This window comes from Nostoc sp. (assembly GCF_036918015.1).
In the GTDB taxonomy this organism is placed as follows: domain Bacteria; phylum Cyanobacteriota; class Cyanobacteriia; order Cyanobacteriales; family Nostocaceae; genus Nostoc.
The window spans coordinates 21,293-41,050 of the sequence record NZ_JBALEO010000097.1 but is presented as its reverse complement, the minus strand read 5'-3'; the positions used below and the strand labels follow the sequence as shown (position 1 = coordinate 41,050).

Genomic DNA, 19,758 nt, shown 5'->3' with positions numbered 1-19,758 from the left:
TTCAGAATCAATTAGGAGGGAATTTAGCCCATTTATCCGCCAGTCACAAAGAATTCATTCTGTTAGCGGTAGCGGGGCGTTTAGCCCATTCTGGCTCCTGACTCCTGAATTCTTCCTGTTAAATTGACAAGCTCAACTGTGAACCTTCTTGAGTTTTATTGACTTCAATCCTGGCTTGGAAGGCTTCTTTGAGGTGGGGCATGTGAGTGACAGTGAGGATGCAGGCGAAATCGGAGGAGATCGCATTAATCGCGGCAATTAAGCGATCGCATCCTTCAGCATCCTGTGTACCAAAACCTTCATCCACAATCAACAATTGCAACGCCGCCCCCGCCCGTTGCGCTAATAATTTCGCCAAAGCCAAACGAATGGCAAAGTTAATTCTAAATGCTTCCCCACCAGAGTAAGTTTCATAAGCTCGTGTTCCTCTAGAATCGGCGATTAAAATATCTAAGGTGTCTATCAGCTTGGCATTTTTCTTGGTTGATTTAGCACTACGCCCAGCTTTTTGAGTAATAAATTGTACGTGAAACTGATTTCCACTCAACCGCGAAAGTAGTTGATTTGTCTCGGCTTCCAGTTGCGGCAACACATTCTCAATCATCAGTGCTTGGATACCATTTTTACCAAAAGCTTGCGCTAATTCCTGATAAACCCGATATTCCTGCTTGCAAGCTTGTAATTGCTGTTGTTGTTGGTCATACTGAATTTGTAGCGTTTCCAGTTGATGCGCCAGCTGTTCTAAACGCCCCAACTTTGTAATTTGCTCATCAAGTTGCTGTCTACGTATTGCTAACTGCTGCTCTAAAGCTTGAATTTGGACAGATGGGTTAGCTGTTGCTTGTAGTTGCTGAATAATGCTTTCGATTTGTCCGCCGAGTTTTTGCCGCTCCGTTACTCTGTCGCTTCTAGACTCCTCTAACTCTTGTAACCTTGTCTGGAGTTGCGGATACTGCTGCTGGGCTGATAGCAGTTGTTGATACCGCAAATGCCAAGATTGAGCTTTCTTTGCAGCCATACGCAGATTGTTGTGCTGCTCGGAACTGTAGCCAATTTCAGTAATGTGACGCTCAAGAGCCGCGATTTGTTTAGCACATTCAGAATCAATCTGATCCTGCTGGATTCTGGCTTGTAATTGGGCAATTTGGGATTGTAATTCTGGTTTTCGGGCTAATAGTTGCGCTTGTCGCTTAGTTGCATCCTTAATTTGCCCTTGTTTAATTTCTGCCCAGCGCCACCGCTCAACTTCGCTCCGCGCCAGGGCGTGGTCTTGTTCATTATAATTAACTTGTTGCAGATATTGTTCTAGTTGCCGGAGTTCCGCTTGTTTATCGGGAGCGTAATCACCAGCTTGGAGCGATCGCTCTAAATGCTGTTTTTCAGCAGCAATTTGTTGTAACTGTTGTTGCACATCAGTTGTCGCTTCTAACTGGGCTGCCAACTGTCCCCGTTGTTCGCGTAAACCGTCGTAGCCTGCCAATTGTTGGGATATATCACGATATTCCTGCCTAAGTACCTGAATTTCTCGGTCAGATACAGCCATTTGTTCCCGCACTACCCAAAACTGCCCTTGAGTATCCTCCAACTCACTTTGGGTTTTTTCTACCACCCGACTCCAGTGATGTTCATCCAGTGGACGCTCACATAATGGACAAAGTGCTTCAGGATTTTGGAGCATCTGCAATTTCTGCTCTAATTCTCCCAGCAGTTTTTCATAATCCCGTTGATGAGCTTGCAGACGTTCGATAAAATGCCGCCTTTCTTGCCCTTTTTCTTGAACTCGTTGCAGATAAACCCGCTTTTTCTCCAGTTCCTCAATCTGAATTGCCACATCCATCACCGCTTGTTGTAGTTGCGGTTGGCGGCCGTGCTGGCGTTGCAATTGGTTCTCAGTACTTTGGAGTTGTTCGAGTCGCGCTACTAAACCAGCATGAGTGCGATCGAGTTGACTTTGTAAAGTCGCTCGTTGTTGCAACAAGGGAGTCACTTGCATTTGCAATTGATCTAAACGAGCAACATGGTGACGGGCTGCGGTTAGCTGTGACAAAGCAGCTTCAACTTCACCTGATTTAGTCAGAGTTTGTTGAATATCTCGCTCTTGTTGCTGCAAAGCTTCTAGCTGCGCTTGGGCTTGTTGTAGTTGCCGTTCGATTTCGTGAATTTGTTTGGTAAGCTGTTGTTGCTTTTGTTGGCGATTCTGTTGGGCGCGGGTGTGTTCTTCAAATTTGACAGCAAAAGCTTCTTCTTGAGATTGTAAACTTTGATATTGGGCGTATCCAGCTTTAATCTCAGCTTCTTGGTGTAATATTTTTTCTAAATCTGATAGCTGAGAGCCAATAGCTGATTGTTCTTGTTGGAGGCGATCGCAATCTTGGGTAAGATTTTGGTATTGCTGCTTCACAAAATTGAGTTGCTGTTCCCAATTTTGGCGCTGGTGCTGGACAACTTGCAAACTTTGTAACTGAATATTATCAAAAGCTTGTACCTGTTGCAGTTGGTTGAGTTCAGCTTCTAACTCCACTCTTTGCGCTTGGGTAATTTCGCGTTGTTGCAGCTGAATTTTTATCGACTCCAAAGAACGCTCTAACTCTACTGCCCTTGCTTTAAATTGACGAGAAGATTCTTTTGCCCGTTCTTCCAAATCATCATATTGATTGAGTTTCAACAACTCCGCTAAAATTTCTTTGCGTTCTGTGGGACGCTTGAGCATGAATTCATCTGCACGACCTTGACGTAAGTAGGCAGAATTAATAAATGTATCGTAATCAAGCTTGATGTGTTCTAAAATCAAATCTTGGGTTGCTCTTACCCCTTTGCCAGTGAGTGAGCGAAACCCAGATGGTATTTCTATTTGAAATTCAAGGACGCTAGTACCTCCCCGAATTCGGGTACGAATCACCCGATATTTTTGCTGGTTACTTTGGAAAGTAAAATCAACCCGAACTTCTTTTGCACCAGAATAAATGACATCATCTTCAACAGTGGCACGGCTTTCACCCCAAATTGCCCAAGTGATTGCTTCTAAAAGAGAAGATTTACCCGCACCATTGGAACCACAAATACAAGCCGTATGCAAACCGCCAAAATCTAAAGTTGCATCACGGTAACTGAGAAAGTTTTTGAGGATAAGTTGTACTGGGATCATTCAGGCTATAGCGCCACATCTACTTTTAATAATTAACAGTACAGATGCACTGTTTGTTAGTTTAGCTATCTAGATATCAGGTTTCTAGTCTTGAAGACATCAAATTTACAAAAATTTACAATTATTATGAGTGAATTTTTCTTGTTGCATGAAAAAGTTTTACTGTCTTCGGAGAAAAATGAAACTCCCCAGGAGGCTTTTGTTATTTCTTTCTGTTGACTGAGAGGAAAACATTCTTTTTTGATTTGTGAGAATTGAAAGTTACAGATCCCTGACTTCGTAAAACTTGTCCGGGATCTTGTCTCTTACGAATTATTTAGGATTTTTATTGGCTAGTTGCGTAGGCGTAGCCCGTCTTAGACATCGCGATCGCTTGACCTTGACCGAGGTATCAACAATCCAATGTATGTACCGACAGCAAATTTGGTTAAATCTAGAAATGGAGGGCGACTCTTTTCGTCGATAACTGCAAGAGTGAGAGAACCAATCACCATAATCAGCGTTACAATAGCTAGCACTTCATCTCTTAAAGGAAATTTCTTGGATAACATTGATCCACTCCTAAATCGTTTGAATCACTACATCCATACTTTGACAGGTGAGTGTTTGTTCTAGGCTTAAATACAGGTTGGTGATATGAGTGAGTTGTGTATGCGATGAGCATGAATTACCAAATTGGCAGTTAGAATCAGCAAAAGTGTAATGGTTAGCTTATGTTCGGGCGATCGCTTTCCTGTTCTCCAGAAGGTATCCAAAAAGCAAAAAAAGCTTTAATTCGTTATTCCTTAACTCAAAAGGCATTAGCTGAAGAGTTAGAAGTAACTCGCCAGCCGATCGGAAAATTCTTTACAGGTAAAACTGTTGACCGCAATCTTTTTGTCCAGATTTGCGACAGACTAAACCTAGAGTGGGAAGAAATAGTTGCTGAACCAGTTAGTGAAGAAGAGGTCAATCAAGACAACAGCATTGATATTGATGCGATCGTGCAAGAGGTACGGGAAAAGATAAAACCCCTCATTCAAGAGCGCTGCGGCACAATGCGGGTGCTAGATATGACTCAACCCATAGGATTGAATGACATTTACACCAGCGTCAATATATTAGAGAAAATTACTGGGCTACAACGGTTAGAAATTGATGAATTATTGCAACAGTGTACTAGCGAAGATTTTGACCGCTTTGGACTAAACAGAATCACTACAAAACGAGTGCTAGGACTCGAAGCGGTTGAGAAATATCTCAAGCTGATGATTTTAGGAAAGCCAGGAGCAGGTAAAACCACATTTTTGAAGTATTTAGCAATTCAGTGTATAGAGGGTGAGTTTCAAAGTAATCGTGTGCCAATTTTTATCACGCTCAAAGATTTTGCTGAAGCTGCAAATAAACCGGGATTACTAGAATACATTTGTCAGCTATTCTCTAGTTGCAGAATAGTCACTACTCAAGTAAGTGATTTATTTAAGCACGGTAGGGTATTGGTTTTGCTTGATGGACTAGATGAAGTAAGAGAAGAGGACAGCAGCAGAGTTAGACATCAAATTCGGGAAGCTTCTGACAATTTTTATCTATCTGAAGAATTTAAAAAAGACTTACTAAAATACTCTAAAGAATTTAAAAAAGATTTAAGTAAAGACCAAAGCATTCGCAATACGCCATTTTCTGGTGGATTGCTAAAATGGCTATGTAAAAAATTTCCTCAAAAGTTTTATACAAACTATTTTGTAACTACTTGCCGTATTGCAGCGAACGAATATACTTTTGAGAAGTTCACAGAAGTGGAAGTTGCTGATTTTGAGGATAACCAAATTTCCAATTTTGCCAATAACTGGTTTAAAGATAAAGCTGTAAAAACAGAGACTTTTCTCAAACGTCTCGAAGAAAATAACCGCATCAAACAACTTGCTGCAAGTCCACTTCTCCTGACGTTGCTTTGTTTAACATTTGAAGAGTCAGGAGATTTTCCTGCAAATCGTTCTGAGTTATATAAAGAAGGATTGGATGCTTTATTGAAAAAATGGGATGCAAAGCGGGGAATCCAACGTGACCATATTTACAAAAAGCTATCAGTCCAACGCAAAGAAGATTTACTCAGCAAAATGGCTCTGACCACGTTTGAGCGCGGTGACTATTTCTTCAAGCAGAAAGTAGCAGAGCAATACATTACAGAATACATTCGCAATTTACCAGATGCCAATACTGACGAAGAAGCATTGCAACTTGACAGTGAGCAAGTTTTGCGTTCAATTGAACATCATCATGGACTAGTTGTAGCAAGGGCAAAAGGGATTTACTCATTTTCTCACCTGACATTTCATGAGTATTTCACAGCTAGAGAATTTGTGGTTGTGAGACAGTCATCAGAGGAAGCGCTGCAAAATCTTGTTAGCCATATTACTGAGAAACGCTGGCGGGAAGTCTTTTTGCTGGCGGTTGGGATGTCTCCAAGTGCAGATCGGTTATTGCTGTTGATGAAAGAGAAAATTGATTTTATGGTGGCTGACGATCAGAATTTGCAGAAGTTTCTTCTGTGGGTAAGAAAAAAATCTCTTTCCGTTAAGTTTTCTTACAAACCAGCAGCACTAAGGGCCTTTTACCTCTCCTTCTACCTCTCCCTCCCCCTTGACCTCGACATCTCCCGATTCCTCTCCCGATTCCTCTGCCTCGATCTCGACCTCGACCTCGACCTCTCCCGATTCCTTTCCCTCGACCTCGACCTCTCCCGAACCCTCGACCTCTCCTTTGATCTCTCTCGATCCCTCGACCTCTGCCTCTGCCTCTGCCTCGACCTCTCCTTTAATCTCTCCCGAACCCTCGACCTCGACCTCAACCTCTGCCTCTGCCTCTGCCTCTGCCTCTGCCTCGACCTCTCCCGAACCCTCGACCTCGACCCAGAACTCAAGAATTTGCTGCAAAAACTTTGGGAACAACTACCAAACAGACAAAATCGGCAAGAATCTGAGAAATGGTGGTTAGCTAATGGGAAGGCTTGGTGTAAAGAATTAAGAGAAGCAATGATTAAATATCGTAATATAGGTTATGATTGGCAGTTCAGTAAGGAGCAAAAGGAATTGCTTCAGCAGTATTATGATGCCAATAAATTACTGGTAAATTACCTAAATAGTGATTGTTATGTCAGCCGGGAAGTACGACAACAAATAGAAGATACTTTGTTATTACCGATCGCAGAGATTAAACAGCGTCAGTAGCAATTTTAAATACACACATAGCAAATACTAAATCATTCGTTAATAAAGCAAAAATATTCTCCAATTTCTAGCAAATAAATCTATAATGAAACTATAGAGTTCGCAGTCAGCCTATTCGCCTCTATTCAATGGCTGAAGATATGTGGACATAAATAATAAAACAGCATTGTGGAACAAAATAATACTCATTTTGCGTCTTAATGAGTGTCTCGCTTCTAATTTTAGTAACGCACATTAGCACGATACAAATTCTGAACAGCGATGTCTACGACGGTCTACGCCCACGCGATCGCAAAGACTTCCCATCATAATAAGTACTTTTATCTTCGGAATACGTCTATAGACAGGTTTCAAAACAGTCAGAAACAAACTCAGTGAATCCTCGTCATTAAATACATCACATACACAAAGGATAACCCTCTTATGACTCGCCTACATCAATGGAAATATGGAACTGCTGCATTTATGGCAATGGCCGTTACTACAAGCGCCATTAGCCCCCTATTCAGCTTTGCTCCTGCTAATGCTCAATACAACATTGGGCAAAACAGAAATGGACAATACGGAAACGCTACCATTCCTTCTGGAGTTGCTCTTCCAGTCACCTACGAAAAAGAGACAATTACTATTGCTCCTGGGGAAAGTAAATCTCTAACCTTGAGAATAGCCAACGACATTATCGACAGAAATAGAAACGTCTTAATTCCTGCTGGTACTAAAGTACATGGGCGGCTAGAATCTGTTGACTTAGATAGTTATTCAAGAGATACAAGAGATGATGATAATCAAGGAAAAGGTGTAAAGTTTGTCGCTCAAGAATTAGAATTTTCTAACGGTCAGCGTCAGTCGATTAATGCAACTTCTCGGACATACACCACAACTGAAAGAGTTTCACAGAAGCCTAACACAACTCAGGTTTTAACTGACGCAGCTATTGGTGGGGGTGCTGGTCTTTTAGGTTCATTAATTACTGGTAATCGCAGAATTGACGATTTAAAACCTGTTATTGGTGCGGCTGCGGGTGCGGGTGCTAGCGTGCTGTTGCGGAAAAAAGAAGGAAATGCATTTGTCCTCAGACCTGCACAGGATTTAAGGCTTACACTGGATTCTAACTTGAATTTAGTACCAAGATCGCGCTACTAAATTTAACTTCATTCAAGTTGTGAATTTAATCATCCCTTATATGCGATCGCCACTTTAACTAGAGTGTGCGATCGCCTTTATTTTTAACCATAAAAACTTCTATTGAATAGCAACTATTACATCTCTATATCGTCTTAATCAGTATCAATATTTATTGTAATACTTATTTAAAAATTGCCTCTATTGTATTCTGTATCTAAAAGAGTATTCAAAATTATGGAATATCCTGATACTTTTATTAAATAGTAGCGATCGAGGAGCTTTTTCTTGTGGTAATTCAAGGTTTCGGTTTAAGCACATATCTTGCAATTCCCGTAGTATTAAGTCTTTTGGTTCCGGGAGACAATATAAAAGTATCTTTAGTTGAAAACGTCCGTCAAGTATCCACTAATAAGGAAGTTAGCCTATCTAGCCGTGAGCTAATCAGCGCGAATTCAACACCGAAAACATACTATGTTAGTGGTAATGGAAACGACAATAATAGCGGACTTTCTACTTCATCTGCCTTTAAAACAATTCAAAAGGCAGCAGACCTTACCAACCCTGGCGATACAGTATTGATAATGAATGGAGTATACACAAATACAGGCAAAGCTGGGAGTGTAGTAAGTATTAAACGTTCTGGAACTGCAAATGCATGGATTAGGTATAAAGCATATCCTGGGCATTTCCCAAAAATTCAGCACAATACATGGAATGGTATCGCGATTTCACATAAAGCTTCATATATCGAGATCAACGGGCTAGAGGTTATAGGAAACAATGCCAATATCACCCTTGATTATGCGATGAAAGAGAAGACTAACAAAGTAAACCCACTGACAAATGGAAACTGTATAAGCGTTGATGGACGAACTAATGGTCATGTTCATCACATCCGTATTCTGAACAACAAAGTGCATGACTGTGGAGGAGCAGGTATTTCAGCGATTCAAGCAGACTATGTGACAATAGATAATAATGTAGTATTTAATAATGCCTGGTACAGTGTTTATGGTTGCAGTGGCATTTCAATGTTGAATAATTGGAATTCTGACAACAACCAGGGATACAAGATGTTTGTTACCAACAACAAGACCTACAACAATCGTATGTATATCCCTTGGATTGCAGTTGGAAAGATCACAGACGGTAATGGCATTATTATCGATAGTACAAGAAATCAAGACGCCTCAAAATTGGGTGCATATAAAGGACGTACTTTAGTTAAAAACAATCTTGCATTTAATAACGGTGGATCGGGTATTCATGCCTTTTTAAGCGACCATGTTGATATTGTAAATAACACAGCTTTTTTAAATAATCAGAGTCCCGAACTTAATGGTGGGCAAATATTTGCTCATACCTCATCCGATGTCAGAATTTTAAGGAACATTCTCTATGCTTTCCCTGGAAAAAATATTAATAATAACACTAAAAATGAAAACGTTGTTTATGATTACAATATCTATCTCAATAGTTCTAGGATCAGTGTCAAGGGGCCTCACGATATTGTTGCAGACTCAGAGTTTTTAAGTAAGCATCCCACTCTCGAAAAAATCTCTGACGATTGGAAATCACAATTAGATAAACAAAATCCGCCAACGCGAACATCTATAGAGGCTAATTCGGCAGGTTTTGTTTGCGATCCAGTGAATTATCCTTTGCAAGACAAACTCATCCAAGTGGGATGCTCCCCGCTATCTTTAGCTCAAACTGCTTTTTCTGATGTTTTATCTAACTATTGGGCGGCACAATTTATTCAACAATTGTCTCAGCAAGGTGTAATTGCCGGATTTCCTGATGGTAGCTTCCGCCCAGAAGAACCAGTGACACGCGCTCAATTTGCCGCAATGGTTGACAAAGCTTTCCAAAAAGCCCAACAACGGACAGCAATCAATTTTGCTGATGTACCTAGCAACTATTGGGCATCCAGTGCGATTCAGCAAGCTTATACCATTGGTTTCTTATCTGGTTATCCTGGAAATCGCTTTGAACCTAATCAAGCTATCCCCCGCGAACAGGTTTTAGTTGCCCTCGCTAACGGTCTGAAATATAGTCCTAGTGGCAATACCGAAAGCACTCTAAAATACTTCAACGATGCCCCTAACATCGCTAGCTATGCCCGTAGCCCAATCGCAGCCGCAACTGAAAAGCAAATTGTGGTGAATTATCCGAACGTGAAGTTACTGAATCCAACCGCAACTGCCACTCGCGCCCAAGTAGCAGCTTTTATCTACCAAGCATTGGTTAGTTCTAATCAAGCCTCAGCCATTAACTCGCCTTATGTCGTGTTAAAACTTAGCAATTAACTCGCCCTATACAATGGTTGTCGGGTCTACTACTTCAACACCTGTATCAGTCACAATTAGAATCTGTTGATTTAGATAGTTATTTAATAGGCGATCGCTACTTTAACTAGAGTGTGCGATCGCCTTCACTTTTAACCATAAACTTTTCTATTTAGCAGCAACTATTATATCTCTGTATCGTCTCACTGAGTATCTATATTTTTGGAAATTTGCTAATAGATAATAATGTGATTACATTACTTCTATTAGCTAGTTCGTTTGGCATAGACGTTTTAATGATGACTGTATGACTAAAGTAATGGTTTTTACCAAAAGCAGAAAAATTAGGAACCTTATACTTTAGTCAATGTCTAACTAATTAACAGTAAAAAAAATAATTGTACCGGACTAAAAAAATAATGTTTAACTTAAATCGTTGGCAATCTAGAACAGCTGCACTCATGGCTTTGAGCGTTACAGTCGGTACTGTAGCACCTTTCATTACAGCTTCACCATCTTTAGCTCAAACTACTTTTTCTGATGTTTCATCTAACTATTGGGCGGCACAATTTATTCAACAATTGTCACAGCGAGGTGTAATTGCCGGATTTCCTGATGGTAGTTTCCGCCCAGAAGAACCGGTGACACGCGCTCAATTTGCTGCGATGGTCAACAAAGCTTTCCAAAAAGCACAGCAACGGCAGCCAATCAGTTTTGCTGATGTACCTAGCAACTATTGGGCATCCAGTGCGATTCAGCAAGCTTATACCATTGGTTTCTTATCAGGATATCCTGGAAATCGCTTTGAGCCTAATCAAGCTATTCCCCGCGAACAGGTTTTGGTTGCCCTCGCTAACGGTTTGGAATATAGTCCTAGTGGCAATACTGAAAGTACTCTGCAATACTTCAACGATGCCTCTAGCATTGCTAGCTATGCCCGTAGCCCGATCGCAGCAGCAACTGAAAAGAAAATTGTCGTCAACTATCCGAATGTGAACTTCCTGAATCCAACTGCAACCGCCACTCGCGCCCAGGTAGCAGCTTTTATCTATCAAGCATTGGTTAGTTCTAATCAAGCCTCAGCAATTAACTCACCTTATGTTGTGGCTGTCGGATCTACTACTCCAACACCTACATCAGTGACAATTGCCCAAGGGACTGCTATTCCTGTGAAGTATGATAAGGCAGAAAAAATTCTCGTTACAAAGGATGAAACATCGCCCTTGACATTGACAGTATCCCAAAACGTGGTTACGCAAGACGGAACTGTAGTAATTCCTGCTGGTAGTCAAGTTGTTGGTCAACTAAAACCTGCTACAGGCGGTTCTCAATTCGTTGCCGAGAAACTAGTTTTGACCAGTGGTCAAGAGTATCAGCTGAACGCTACTTCTGACGTTATTACCAAAACTGAAACCGTCAAGAAGGGTACTAGTCTTGGTTCAATTATCAAGAATACTGTATTGGGCGCAGGTGCGGCAACTGCGGTATCTGCTGTCACTGGCGATCGCGCCATTGCCACAGAAGAAGTCTTGGGTGGTGCTGGTATCGGTGCGTTGGTTGGTCTGTTCTTGGGCAAGAGTAGTGTTGACTTAATCGCCATTGACCCAAATACCGATTTACAAATGACCATCAATCAAAACTTGTTGGTTTCACTAAGATAGTCATTGGTCATTAGTCATTGGTCATTAGTCATTAGTATTTACAAAGGACAAATGACCAACTCTCAATTTCAGTTATTAGCCATTAGTCTTTACAAATGACAAATGACAAAGAACAAATGACTAATTTTGAACTTCCGGCAACCAAATAATAAATGTAGTCCCCGGTGCATTGGGTGAAGTTAATTTAGAGTTGATTGCAGGGCTGAAAACCTCGATTTCGCCCTGCATTTGCTCTATTAATTGTTTAGCGATCGCTAACCCCAAACCTGTGCCCGGAATTTCTGTTTGCGCTTGTACTCCGCGATAATGCCGTTCTCCAAGATGTTCTAAATCTTGGGGTGGAATGCCGGGGCCGTTATCACTAATAACTATTCCCTGAAAATGAGCTTTTTCTTGTCCCGCCTGAATCAAAATTTTGCCCCCAGTGGGAGTGTATTTCAAAGCATTATCAATAATGTTAGTTAACACCTCTCGTAGTGCTTTGACGTTGGCACGTACTAAGGATGAATTCTGTTTAATTTCAGTTATTAGTTTTAGGTTTCGCTCTTGGGCGATCGCTTTGGCTGATATTAATAATGGTTCTAATATATCTGCTAGGGAGCAGTCAACTGCTTTATCTCCCGTTCCCGGCAATAATAGCGGCGGTTTAGCGTCTTTTTGGATAGTTGCTTCTACAAATACTCCATCTTCCGGTAGATGTAGTGGTGCTAAATCTGCCTCTGTAAAGTCAATTACTTGCTCAAATTGTTGTAGTAATTCTTGAAGGCGATCGCTTTCTCGGACAATACTATTTGCCACATCTCTGTTAGCATCTGCTGGTCGTAGTCGTTTCAATAGCAGTTTGCCAAAAGTCCGTAACGCCGTTAATGGGTTACGAAACTGATGCAATAGATTATCCAGCAAATCCCGCTGTTTTTCTTGAACAATTTGTTGCTCGCGTAACTGTTGCTCAAACCATGCTCGCCGCTGATCTAAAATACAAGCGATCGCTAATGTTTGAGCTATCCGTTGAATTTGATTTTGCTCGTGTTCATTCCATACCCGATCTTTCCTACCTGTCACTAGTAACCCCATCATCACACCCTCATAAATCAGAGGTAAAACAATTTGGTTGCCACTAAGTAGGTATTCCTCTTTAAAATCGGGTTGAGACGCATTTGGTATCTCAGACTCCCGTGACGAAGTTGGAGATTCTGAAGCTGCTGTCAATAACCTTCCCTGATGATTGGGTAATATAAACGCATTTCCAAGTTGAAGTTGCTTGTATGCCGTCGCTTCAATAGTTTCCTCTCCTGGCAGCAATAATGCTGTTTCCGGGTAAATCACCACAGGAATCAGTTTGGCATCGCCAGAAGGAGTATCTACCAATTCTTGTGTTAGGTACACAATACTTAAAGTTGCTCCCAGCCCTTGGGTTAGCAGCGCTATTTGCTCTCGACACAGAGCAAGAAAATCAGAACTGGCAGACATTAACATTTTTTAGCTCTTGCTCAAGATTATAGATTTTGAGGCATGATGTAAGAGAGGATACTTAATTTTTACCTCACTCATTTCATAAAGCTTAACTAAAATTTTCTTAGAGATGGTTTCTACTAGGGGATTATATTCTTACGTGATTTTATTTTCTCGATGTTTCAAAGATATTAACTTTCTTGTATTAAAAGGTTAAAAACTATTGATATTCTGAACTAGAACCTATATAATGACGACGGATTTTGTAGCTATCACTACAATCTATAAGCTTGAAAGAGGAGGACAATAGATTGGCAAGGAGACGCAAAAGGAAGAGTCGTCGTCGTCAGGAAGGACGGCGCATTTTGGAACACGTGCCTCAATATAGCATCGAAAGTGGCGAAGAAAAGCCTGTAACAGCAGCTAGAAGATTCATTCAAGCTGAAGGAATTTTGCCACCAGCGTTGCTACTTGTAAAGCGAAATGAACACACTACAGATCGTTATTTCTGGGCAGAAAAGGGACTGTTTGGTGCTCAATACGTAGAGGAAAACCATTTCTTGTTTCCTAGTTTGAGGGTGTTAGAACCTTCACCAGGTCAAGAACCTCTTGCTTTAGCTAGTCGGTAAACCATAGATGGTCATCTTGAGCATTGAATGTGGCTCCTGACTATTATTAACTGGCAAAATTGCTAAGTTTATGCAAAATTTAATTTTTTTTTAGTTTGTAGCTGATTTGCCAGTAAATCTAGTCCAGGTAGTTGGAAAGTGAACCTGTTTCAAACCACGCTAGATTGCATGGGTTGATACTAATTTGATGATGCAGAAGGGAGTGGATATAGAGCCAAGCGCGTCTAAAAAGAAGAGTGAAGTTGCGCTCTTATGCCGTAGATGGTTAAAGTTTGCTCTGTCAATGAATTTAAGTTAATGAATTTAAATTTTTTCCCCACGACCAAAGTCGTGGGGAAAACTGACAAAGCAGCAGTCTTGATTTTCTCCTGACTACTTTCCATTGCCTGCATAGTAGGTTAGGTCAGAAGTCTGCATATCATAGTTAAGAGATGGTCGCAAAAATCAACAATTATTTCCCAGGCTTGAGCTGTAGAGTCCTCTGTAACTCACTGAGTTCATCTCGATGGGCGACTACAGTTATCTTACTTGAGGAGGTTTGTTCGCTCTGAGTTGTTTCTACTTTGAGCGACACCTTCTCAAGTCTTCCAGATTTTTTCCAATAAAATAGACCACTTAAAGGCGACAGCAGTACCATCGCCAGAACAAGGGTACTGAGGTTAGGAAAAAGCAGGTATGTAACTAGAGATAGACAAACAATCCCAGTCGCTGCCAGTAAAGTTAGAAATATAGCTAAGAACCAGCTGGGACGAACATTACCTTCAAAAATTACCTGATTTTGTTCTCGGTCTACCGCTGCCACTCGGTAAGACCGCGATCGAAAGTACTCTTTTAATTGAGACATTAAAACAGCTTCATCTTGCTCAGATACCAGTTGCGCCATTTCTATGCGGTCTTTAGTCGAGGCACGAATAAAGAAAAACAGCCCAACCGATAACAACAAGGTTAGCAGGAACGTAGATGGCAGAATAGCAGTATCCATAACTAATTGTTAGTGTTTGACTGGAGGAGACTTATTCATTATCAATGATTCGTTACTTTTTCCTCCCGTTGATGTAGTCAAGCCATTGAAAAGCTAAATCCTGAGCTTGAACTTGCCATTCGGGAGAAACTTGGTACATCCGCCTGGGGCGCCCCCGTCCTTCGAGTTTCTTCCAATATCCAGTGATTGCCTTTTGGTCTTCCAGAAATTTGATTGCACTGTAAAGTACGGTATCTGAAAGCCGATAGACGGGATACTCAGTTTCTAATTGCTCAATCAACTCGGTTCCGTAGGATTCACCTTGTAATAAAACAGACAGTATGTAACAAACTGCTAGTTCCTGACAAAGGTAAGTTGGCGGAGGATTCTCAAAAAATTGATATATATCCTCAAGTTTCATGGTTAGGTGAATGGCTAAAAAAAATGCATTAGGGTAAATTCTGTAATCCTTGTAGTCAGTATACAGTGCTACTACTACGCGAGTAATACATAATAAAGCTACTTAGACTAGATATCCATTGCGTAAACATCAAACAGTTACCCACGCCTGTGAAGTTGTGGGGCGAGTTTGCGAGTTTTAAGGGCACAAAACAATGTACCCCCACTCAAGCTCGATACGGTGTGGTGAGGAGCGAACAGACAGTGAGAGAGTCACTATCTTGGTGTTAACTGATGCCGAGCTGCTTAGAACTGCTTAAGCAATAAAATGCCATCGAAGAAATTTTACAGGTAAAATGCTGTTTTGTCTGTAAAACTTAATAAACACTTTTTTTTACAGTGATTTTCCCAATGCAAATTCTAAAAGCTTAAGCTAAGGGATATATCTGGGATCGAGCTGCTATGTCAGTGGACACACTTAAGCAGTAACCATTTCTGATTTCCTCGATCGCAGAATTTCTTGTCTTATTTGGCAAGTGTGATAGTAAATTTATCAAAGAAGGCGCTAAACACGAGGAGAAAGAAGACAGGAGAGGGGAGACGTAGGGAAAGAACTCTCCGTGTCCTCGCCATCCCTTCGTCCTCTCATCCTCGCCTTCTTTTATCAAGCACCCAGCATATTAGCGATCGCTATGTCACAAACTCCCGATGCCCCATCATCTTCCTCAACTCTTAGGGCAATTGCCCAAACTTTTCGCCTTACAGGTTGGATTAGCTTCTGGATTCAGCTAGTACTAGGCGTTGTTTCTAGCATAATTGTGCTGCTGTTCGCCATCTTTAATCAAAGAACTGGCAGTCCTAGTAATAATCCTGGGACTGGCTTTGGTGTATTTTTAGCAATTTGTGGACTGGTTGTTTTGGGTGGGGGGATTTATTTAGCTTACCGTTACACTAGGATTGGCAAGCAATTGGAATCCTCCAATCCCAGTAACCGCCCTCGGAAAAGCGAGACTGTGCAAGTATTACGCTTAGGGGTGTGGGTGAATTTAGGGGGAACGCTAGTGACTCTTTTGGGGGCGCAAGCGATCGTTGGCACACTGGTAGCACGATCCATATCACCACAAGCGATAACTACCCAATTTTTTGACCCTACCCGGATTATTAGCGGTCTAGATATGCTTGTAGTACAGGCAAACACCAACACCGTCTCAGCCCACTTTGCAGGGCTGGTGGCATCACTTTGGTTACTCAATCGCATTAACCGACCTTAGAAAAGGGAGTCGGAAGAAAAGGTAATAGTCAAAAATCAGCAATTCTTTTGACTTCTTTTCTCCTCTTTTCAGAGGTTGTATGGCAATAATTCAAATATGTTGATTGTACTTTTCCGAAACTATTAAATTACAGTGTGAAGACTAATACCAGTTACTTATATTAGTACCCATCTAAAGAGTGATATTAGAACCGTTATAAGGGTGAATTAATCTTTATATGGTTGCTTTTCTGCTCATACGAGGGCAAAATCAGTATATGCTGATGTGTTGGCAGGTAGATAATAGGCTAAAAACTGAGAAAAATCTGTGCTGGATATCAAGCAAATACGGGAAAATCCGCAATTAGTTCAAGAGCGATTGAATAGTCGTAGTGGTAAATACGACATCGAACCGATATTACTGTTAGATCGGCAACAACGGGAACTTGAGGGGACACGTAGTCAACTCCAAGCCCGGAGCAACGAAATTGGTAAAATTGTCGGACAGAAGATTAAATCTGGGAGCAATCCTCAAGACCCAGAAATTCAAGCTTTGCGGGATGAAGGTAACTCTGTAAAAGCGACATTGAGTCAACTGGAACCCCAAGAAAAAGACCTCAAAGCTGAAATTGCTCAACTTGTGTTGGCACTTCCCAACTTACCAAGCGACTCTACACCCCTTGGTAAGAATGAGGAAGATAACGTAGAAGTGCGCCGTTGGGGTGATGAGTACATTCCCCAAAATCCGAATATTGTCCCTCACTGGGAAATTGGCGAAAAGCTAGGTATTCTCAATGTTGAACGAGCTGTAAAAGTTGCCCAAAGTCGCTTTGTGACATTGATAGGCGCTGGTGCGGCATTGGAGAGGGCATTAATTCAATTTATGCTGAGTCTCCATACTCAGGCTGGGTATGTAGAAGTCAGCCCACCGCTGTTAGTGAATACCGAGTCTTTGACAGCGACTGGTCAGTTACCCAAGTTTGCGGAAGAAAGCTTTAAATGCGCTGATGATGACTTGTGGCTGATTCCGACGGCGGAAGTTCCAGTTACAAATCTCTATCGGGGTGAAATTCTCGCTGCTGAAGATTTGCCTATTTACCACTGTGCTTTTACTCCCTGTTTTCGCCGCGAAGCTGGTAGCTATGGGCGCGATATGCGGGGATTAATTCGCCTCCATCAATTTAACAAGGTGGAAATGGTGAAATTTGTCGAACCCAGTACGTCTTTTGATGAATTGGAGAAATTGGTAGGGAATGCAGAAGCAATTTTACAGGCATTGAAGTTGCCTTACCGAGTAGTAAATTTAAGTACTGGAGATTTGGGATTTTCCGCTACCAAAACTTATGATTTAGAGGTTTGGTTGCCCTCTTCTAGCAAATACCGCGAAATTTCTAGCTGTTCCAATACTATAGATTTTCAGGCGCGACGGGCTGATATTCGCTTCAAAGAGGCGGGTAAGAAAGGAACTCAGTTCGTACACACCCTCAACGGTTCGGGTTTGGCTGTAGGACGGACGATGGCAGCAATTTTGGAAAATTATCAACAATCTGATGGAACGGTGAAGATACCAGAAGTATTGCAACCTTACTTGGGACGTGAAGTTTTGTAATTTGTCATTGGTCATTAGTATTAGATGTAGGTTGGGTGGAGCGGAGCGCAACCCAACAGATATCAGGATGTTGGGTTACGCAAAGCCTCCACCCAACCTACAATTTGTTTTGCAACTAACTGTTTTGCCCAATGCTCAATGACCAATGCCCAATACCCAATGCCCAATTAGAATGGAGATAACTATAGCTTAATATCTTCACAATTTACTCTATGTCAGTTTTAGCAGCGATCGCAGTCTTGGCTGTTTTGATCTTGGTACACGAGTTGGGGCATTTTGTTGCAGCACGTTCTCAAGGCATTCTCGTTAACCGTTTTTCTTTGGGTTTTGGCCCAGTTCTTTTGAAGTACCAAGGTTCACAAACCGAATATGCTGTCCGCGCCTTTCCCTTGGGCGGTTTTGTGGGCTTTCCCGATGATGACCCCGATAGCGATGTTCCACCCAATGACCCAAATCTGCTGCGTAACCGTCCAGTTTTAGACCGGGCGATAGTTATCAGTGCCGGAGTAATTGCCAATTTAATATTTGCCTACTTGGTGTTGGCTCTACAATTGGGTATTGTCGGCATTCCCAAGGAATTAACTTATCAAGCTGGTGTGATTGTACAGCCTGTTAATCAAGAATCTGTTGCCTATCAAGCAGGAATTCGGGAAGGAGATATTATTCTGGCTGTTAACGGTCAAGAACTCCCGGCTTCTGATAAATCAACTCCTTTGCTGACAAAAGAAATTCAAACTCATCCCAATCAGCAAATAGAACTGAAAATTCTGCGTGAAAAACAACAACAAACCCTGAAATTAACGCCAAAATTGGGAGCCGATGGCAAAGGTGTAGTTGGTGTGGCACTTAGTCCAAATGCTACAGCAATTTATCGCCGTCCTAATAGTCCTTTTGAAATTTTCGGTCTTGCTGCTAACAGATTTCAACAATTATTTGTTGGGACACTCAGTGGTTTTGGTCAGTTAATTACCAACTTTCAACAAACTGCTGGACAAGTTTCTGGGCCAGTTAATATTGTCAAAATCGGTGCAAAATTAGCTGAGGACAATACCGTAAACTTGTTGTCTTTTGCGGCAATTATCAGCATTAACTTGGCTATTATCAACATTTTGCCTTTACCCGCTTTGGATGGCGGACAACTCGCTTTTCTGCTGATTGAAGGTTTACGCGGTAAGCCTGTACCCGCCCGGATTCAAGAAGGTGTAATGCAAACCGGTTTGGTGTTACTCTTAGGGTTAGGAATTTTTCTGATAGTCAAAGAAACTACTCAATTAACTAGTCAATTGGAGTGGGTACAAAAATTGTTTCAGTGAGCATTACCCGCAAATCGTTATCTAAAAAGCAACGGGCGCTAGAAATTTTAGCTCGTCTGAAGCGTCTTTATCCAGATGCTACTTGCTCTTTAAACTACTCAACACCAGTACAATTGTTGGTGGCAACTATTCTCTCCGCTCAATGTACTGATGAGCGAGTGAATAAGGTAACACCAGCTTTATTTGGTAAGTTTCCTGATGCTGCAAGTTTAGCGATCGCTGACTTGGTAGAATTAGAAAGTTTAGTGCGTTCAACCGGATTTTATCGCAACAAAGCCAAGAACATTCAAGCCGCCTGTCGGATGATTGTTACTGAGTTTAACTCTGTTGTCCCCAACCAGATGGAACAGTTGTTAAAGCTTCCTGGTGTGGCGCGGAAGACGGCAAATGTCGTTCTGGGTCATGGTTATGGTATTAATGCTGGCGTGACGGTAGATACTCACGTCAAGCGCCTCAGTGAGCGTTTAGGTTTAACTGAAGCAAAAGACCCCGTTCGCATTGAGCAAGATTTAATGGGTTTATTGCCTCAGCCTGATTGGGAAAATTGGTCAATTCGGCTGATTTATCACGGTCGTGCTATTTGTAAAGCCCGCTCTCCCGTCTGCGTTGCTTGTGAGCTTGCCGATTTATGTCCTGCTGCAAATCAGCCAGTGGTTATAGGATAAGCGACCAAATAATTACTAATTCGTAATTCGTAATTCGTAATTGAAGAAAGTAAAGA

The 19,758-nt window shown here is 41.6% G+C and carries 13 protein-coding genes and 1 pseudogene; 9 read left to right on the top strand and 5 right to left on the bottom strand.

The window, feature by feature from the left end; genetic code table 11:
- Window positions 1-118: 118 nt before the first annotated feature.
- Complete coding sequence (locus V7K61_RS30605; protein ID WP_335059451.1) at window positions 119-3,145, bottom strand: SMC family ATPase; 3,027 nt, start codon at window positions 3,143-3,145, stop codon at window positions 119-121.
- Between the two features lie 356 nt (window positions 3,146-3,501).
- Complete coding sequence (locus V7K61_RS30600) at window positions 3,502-3,696, bottom strand: hypothetical protein (protein ID WP_335059449.1); 195 nt, start codon at window positions 3,694-3,696, stop codon at window positions 3,502-3,504.
- A gap of 162 nt (window positions 3,697-3,858) precedes the next feature.
- Here V7K61_RS30600 and V7K61_RS30595 point away from each other — a divergent pair, with 162 nt between their 5' ends.
- From V7K61_RS30595 to V7K61_RS30580, 4 genes and pseudogenes are all read left to right on the top strand, one after another.
- Window positions 3,859-6,351 carry an NACHT domain-containing NTPase gene (locus V7K61_RS30595; protein ID WP_335059447.1) on the top strand — a complete coding sequence of 831 codons (2,493 nt, stop codon included), beginning with the start codon at window positions 3,859-3,861 and terminating at the stop codon, window positions 6,349-6,351.
- 423 nt (window positions 6,352-6,774) lie between these two features.
- Entirely contained in the window at window positions 6,775-7,494 is a 720-nt protein-coding gene (locus V7K61_RS30590; RefSeq protein WP_335059445.1) for a conjugal transfer protein TrbI, read from the top strand.
- A 1,631-nt stretch (window positions 7,495-9,125) separates the two neighbouring features.
- Window positions 9,126-9,767, top strand: a pseudogene (locus V7K61_RS30585) (S-layer homology domain-containing protein); the annotation flags it as partial.
- A gap of 416 nt (window positions 9,768-10,183) precedes the next feature.
- On the top strand, window positions 10,184-11,425 hold the full coding sequence (locus tag V7K61_RS30580; RefSeq protein ID WP_335059444.1) for an S-layer homology domain-containing protein: 1,242 nt from the start codon (window positions 10,184-10,186) through the stop codon (window positions 11,423-11,425).
- 120 nt (window positions 11,426-11,545) lie between these two features.
- Here the strand turns inward: V7K61_RS30580 and V7K61_RS30575 are convergent, their stop codons facing one another.
- Window positions 11,546-12,901: a GAF domain-containing sensor histidine kinase gene (locus V7K61_RS30575; RefSeq protein ID WP_335059442.1), complete on the bottom strand. Its 1,356-nt coding sequence runs from the start codon at window positions 12,899-12,901 to the stop codon at window positions 11,546-11,548.
- 287 nt (window positions 12,902-13,188) lie between these two features.
- Here V7K61_RS30575 and V7K61_RS30570 point away from each other — a divergent pair, with 287 nt between their 5' ends.
- A complete protein-coding gene (locus V7K61_RS30570; protein WP_041566316.1) occupies window positions 13,189-13,506 on the top strand; it encodes a DUF3155 domain-containing protein in 318 nt (105 codons plus the stop codon).
- Between the two features lie 451 nt (window positions 13,507-13,957).
- Here V7K61_RS30570 and V7K61_RS30565 read toward each other — a convergent pair whose 3' ends face one another.
- Window positions 13,958-14,488 (bottom strand): cofactor assembly of complex C subunit B, encoded by a 531-nt coding sequence (locus tag V7K61_RS30565; RefSeq protein ID WP_335059440.1) that lies wholly within the window; start codon window positions 14,486-14,488, stop codon window positions 13,958-13,960.
- Window positions 14,489-14,540: 52 nt separating this feature from the next.
- Window positions 14,541-14,888, bottom strand: coding sequence for a PadR family transcriptional regulator (locus tag V7K61_RS30560; protein WP_289798053.1), 348 nt, complete (start codon window positions 14,886-14,888; stop codon window positions 14,541-14,543).
- A gap of 670 nt (window positions 14,889-15,558) precedes the next feature.
- Here V7K61_RS30560 and V7K61_RS30555 point away from each other — a divergent pair.
- The 4 genes from V7K61_RS30555 (at window position 15,559) to nth (ending at window position 19,702) form a co-directional block, all read left to right on the top strand.
- Window positions 15,559-16,137, top strand: a complete 579-nt coding sequence (locus tag V7K61_RS30555) for a DUF3611 family protein (protein WP_292730500.1) — start codon at window positions 15,559-15,561, stop codon at window positions 16,135-16,137.
- 306 nt (window positions 16,138-16,443) lie between these two features.
- Window positions 16,444-17,724 carry a serine--tRNA ligase gene (serS, locus tag V7K61_RS30550; RefSeq protein WP_335059437.1) on the top strand — a complete coding sequence of 427 codons (1,281 nt, stop codon included), beginning with the start codon at window positions 16,444-16,446 and terminating at the stop codon, window positions 17,722-17,724.
- 212 nt (window positions 17,725-17,936) lie between these two features.
- On the top strand, window positions 17,937-19,037 hold the full coding sequence (gene rseP, locus V7K61_RS30545) for an RIP metalloprotease RseP (RefSeq protein ID WP_335059435.1): 1,101 nt from the start codon (window positions 17,937-17,939) through the stop codon (window positions 19,035-19,037).
- Window positions 19,013-19,702, top strand: a complete 690-nt coding sequence (gene nth, locus V7K61_RS30540) for an endonuclease III (protein WP_335059433.1) — start codon at window positions 19,013-19,015, stop codon at window positions 19,700-19,702. Before rseP ends, nth begins: the two co-directional genes overlap by 25 nt.
- Window positions 19,703-19,758: the final 56 nt, after the last annotated feature.

What these genes read in the sequence shown, in the direction of transcription:
- rseP (WP_335059435.1), top strand. Translation starts at nt 17,937, where the DNA reads ATGTCAGTTTTAGCAGCGATCGCAGTCTTGGCTGTTTTGATCTTGGTA.
- V7K61_RS30600 (WP_335059449.1), bottom strand. Translation starts at nt 3,696, where the DNA reads ATGTTATCCAAGAAATTTCCTTTAAGAGATGAAGTGCTAGCTATTGTA.
- V7K61_RS30555 (WP_292730500.1), top strand. Translation starts at nt 15,559, where the DNA reads ATGTCACAAACTCCCGATGCCCCATCATCTTCCTCAACTCTTAGGGCA.
- V7K61_RS30565 (WP_335059440.1), bottom strand. Translation starts at nt 14,488, where the DNA reads ATGGATACTGCTATTCTGCCATCTACGTTCCTGCTAACCTTGTTGTTA.
- V7K61_RS30590 (WP_335059445.1), top strand. Translation starts at nt 6,775, where the DNA reads ATGACTCGCCTACATCAATGGAAATATGGAACTGCTGCATTTATGGCA.
- V7K61_RS30595 (WP_335059447.1), top strand. Translation starts at nt 3,859, where the DNA reads ATGTTCGGGCGATCGCTTTCCTGTTCTCCAGAAGGTATCCAAAAAGCA.
- V7K61_RS30575 (WP_335059442.1), bottom strand. Translation starts at nt 12,901, where the DNA reads ATGTTAATGTCTGCCAGTTCTGATTTTCTTGCTCTGTGTCGAGAGCAA.
- V7K61_RS30560 (WP_289798053.1), bottom strand. Translation starts at nt 14,888, where the DNA reads ATGAAACTTGAGGATATATATCAATTTTTTGAGAATCCTCCGCCAACT.
- V7K61_RS30580 (WP_335059444.1), top strand. Translation starts at nt 10,184, where the DNA reads ATGTTTAACTTAAATCGTTGGCAATCTAGAACAGCTGCACTCATGGCT.
- V7K61_RS30605 (WP_335059451.1), bottom strand. Translation starts at nt 3,145, where the DNA reads ATGATCCCAGTACAACTTATCCTCAAAAACTTTCTCAGTTACCGTGAT.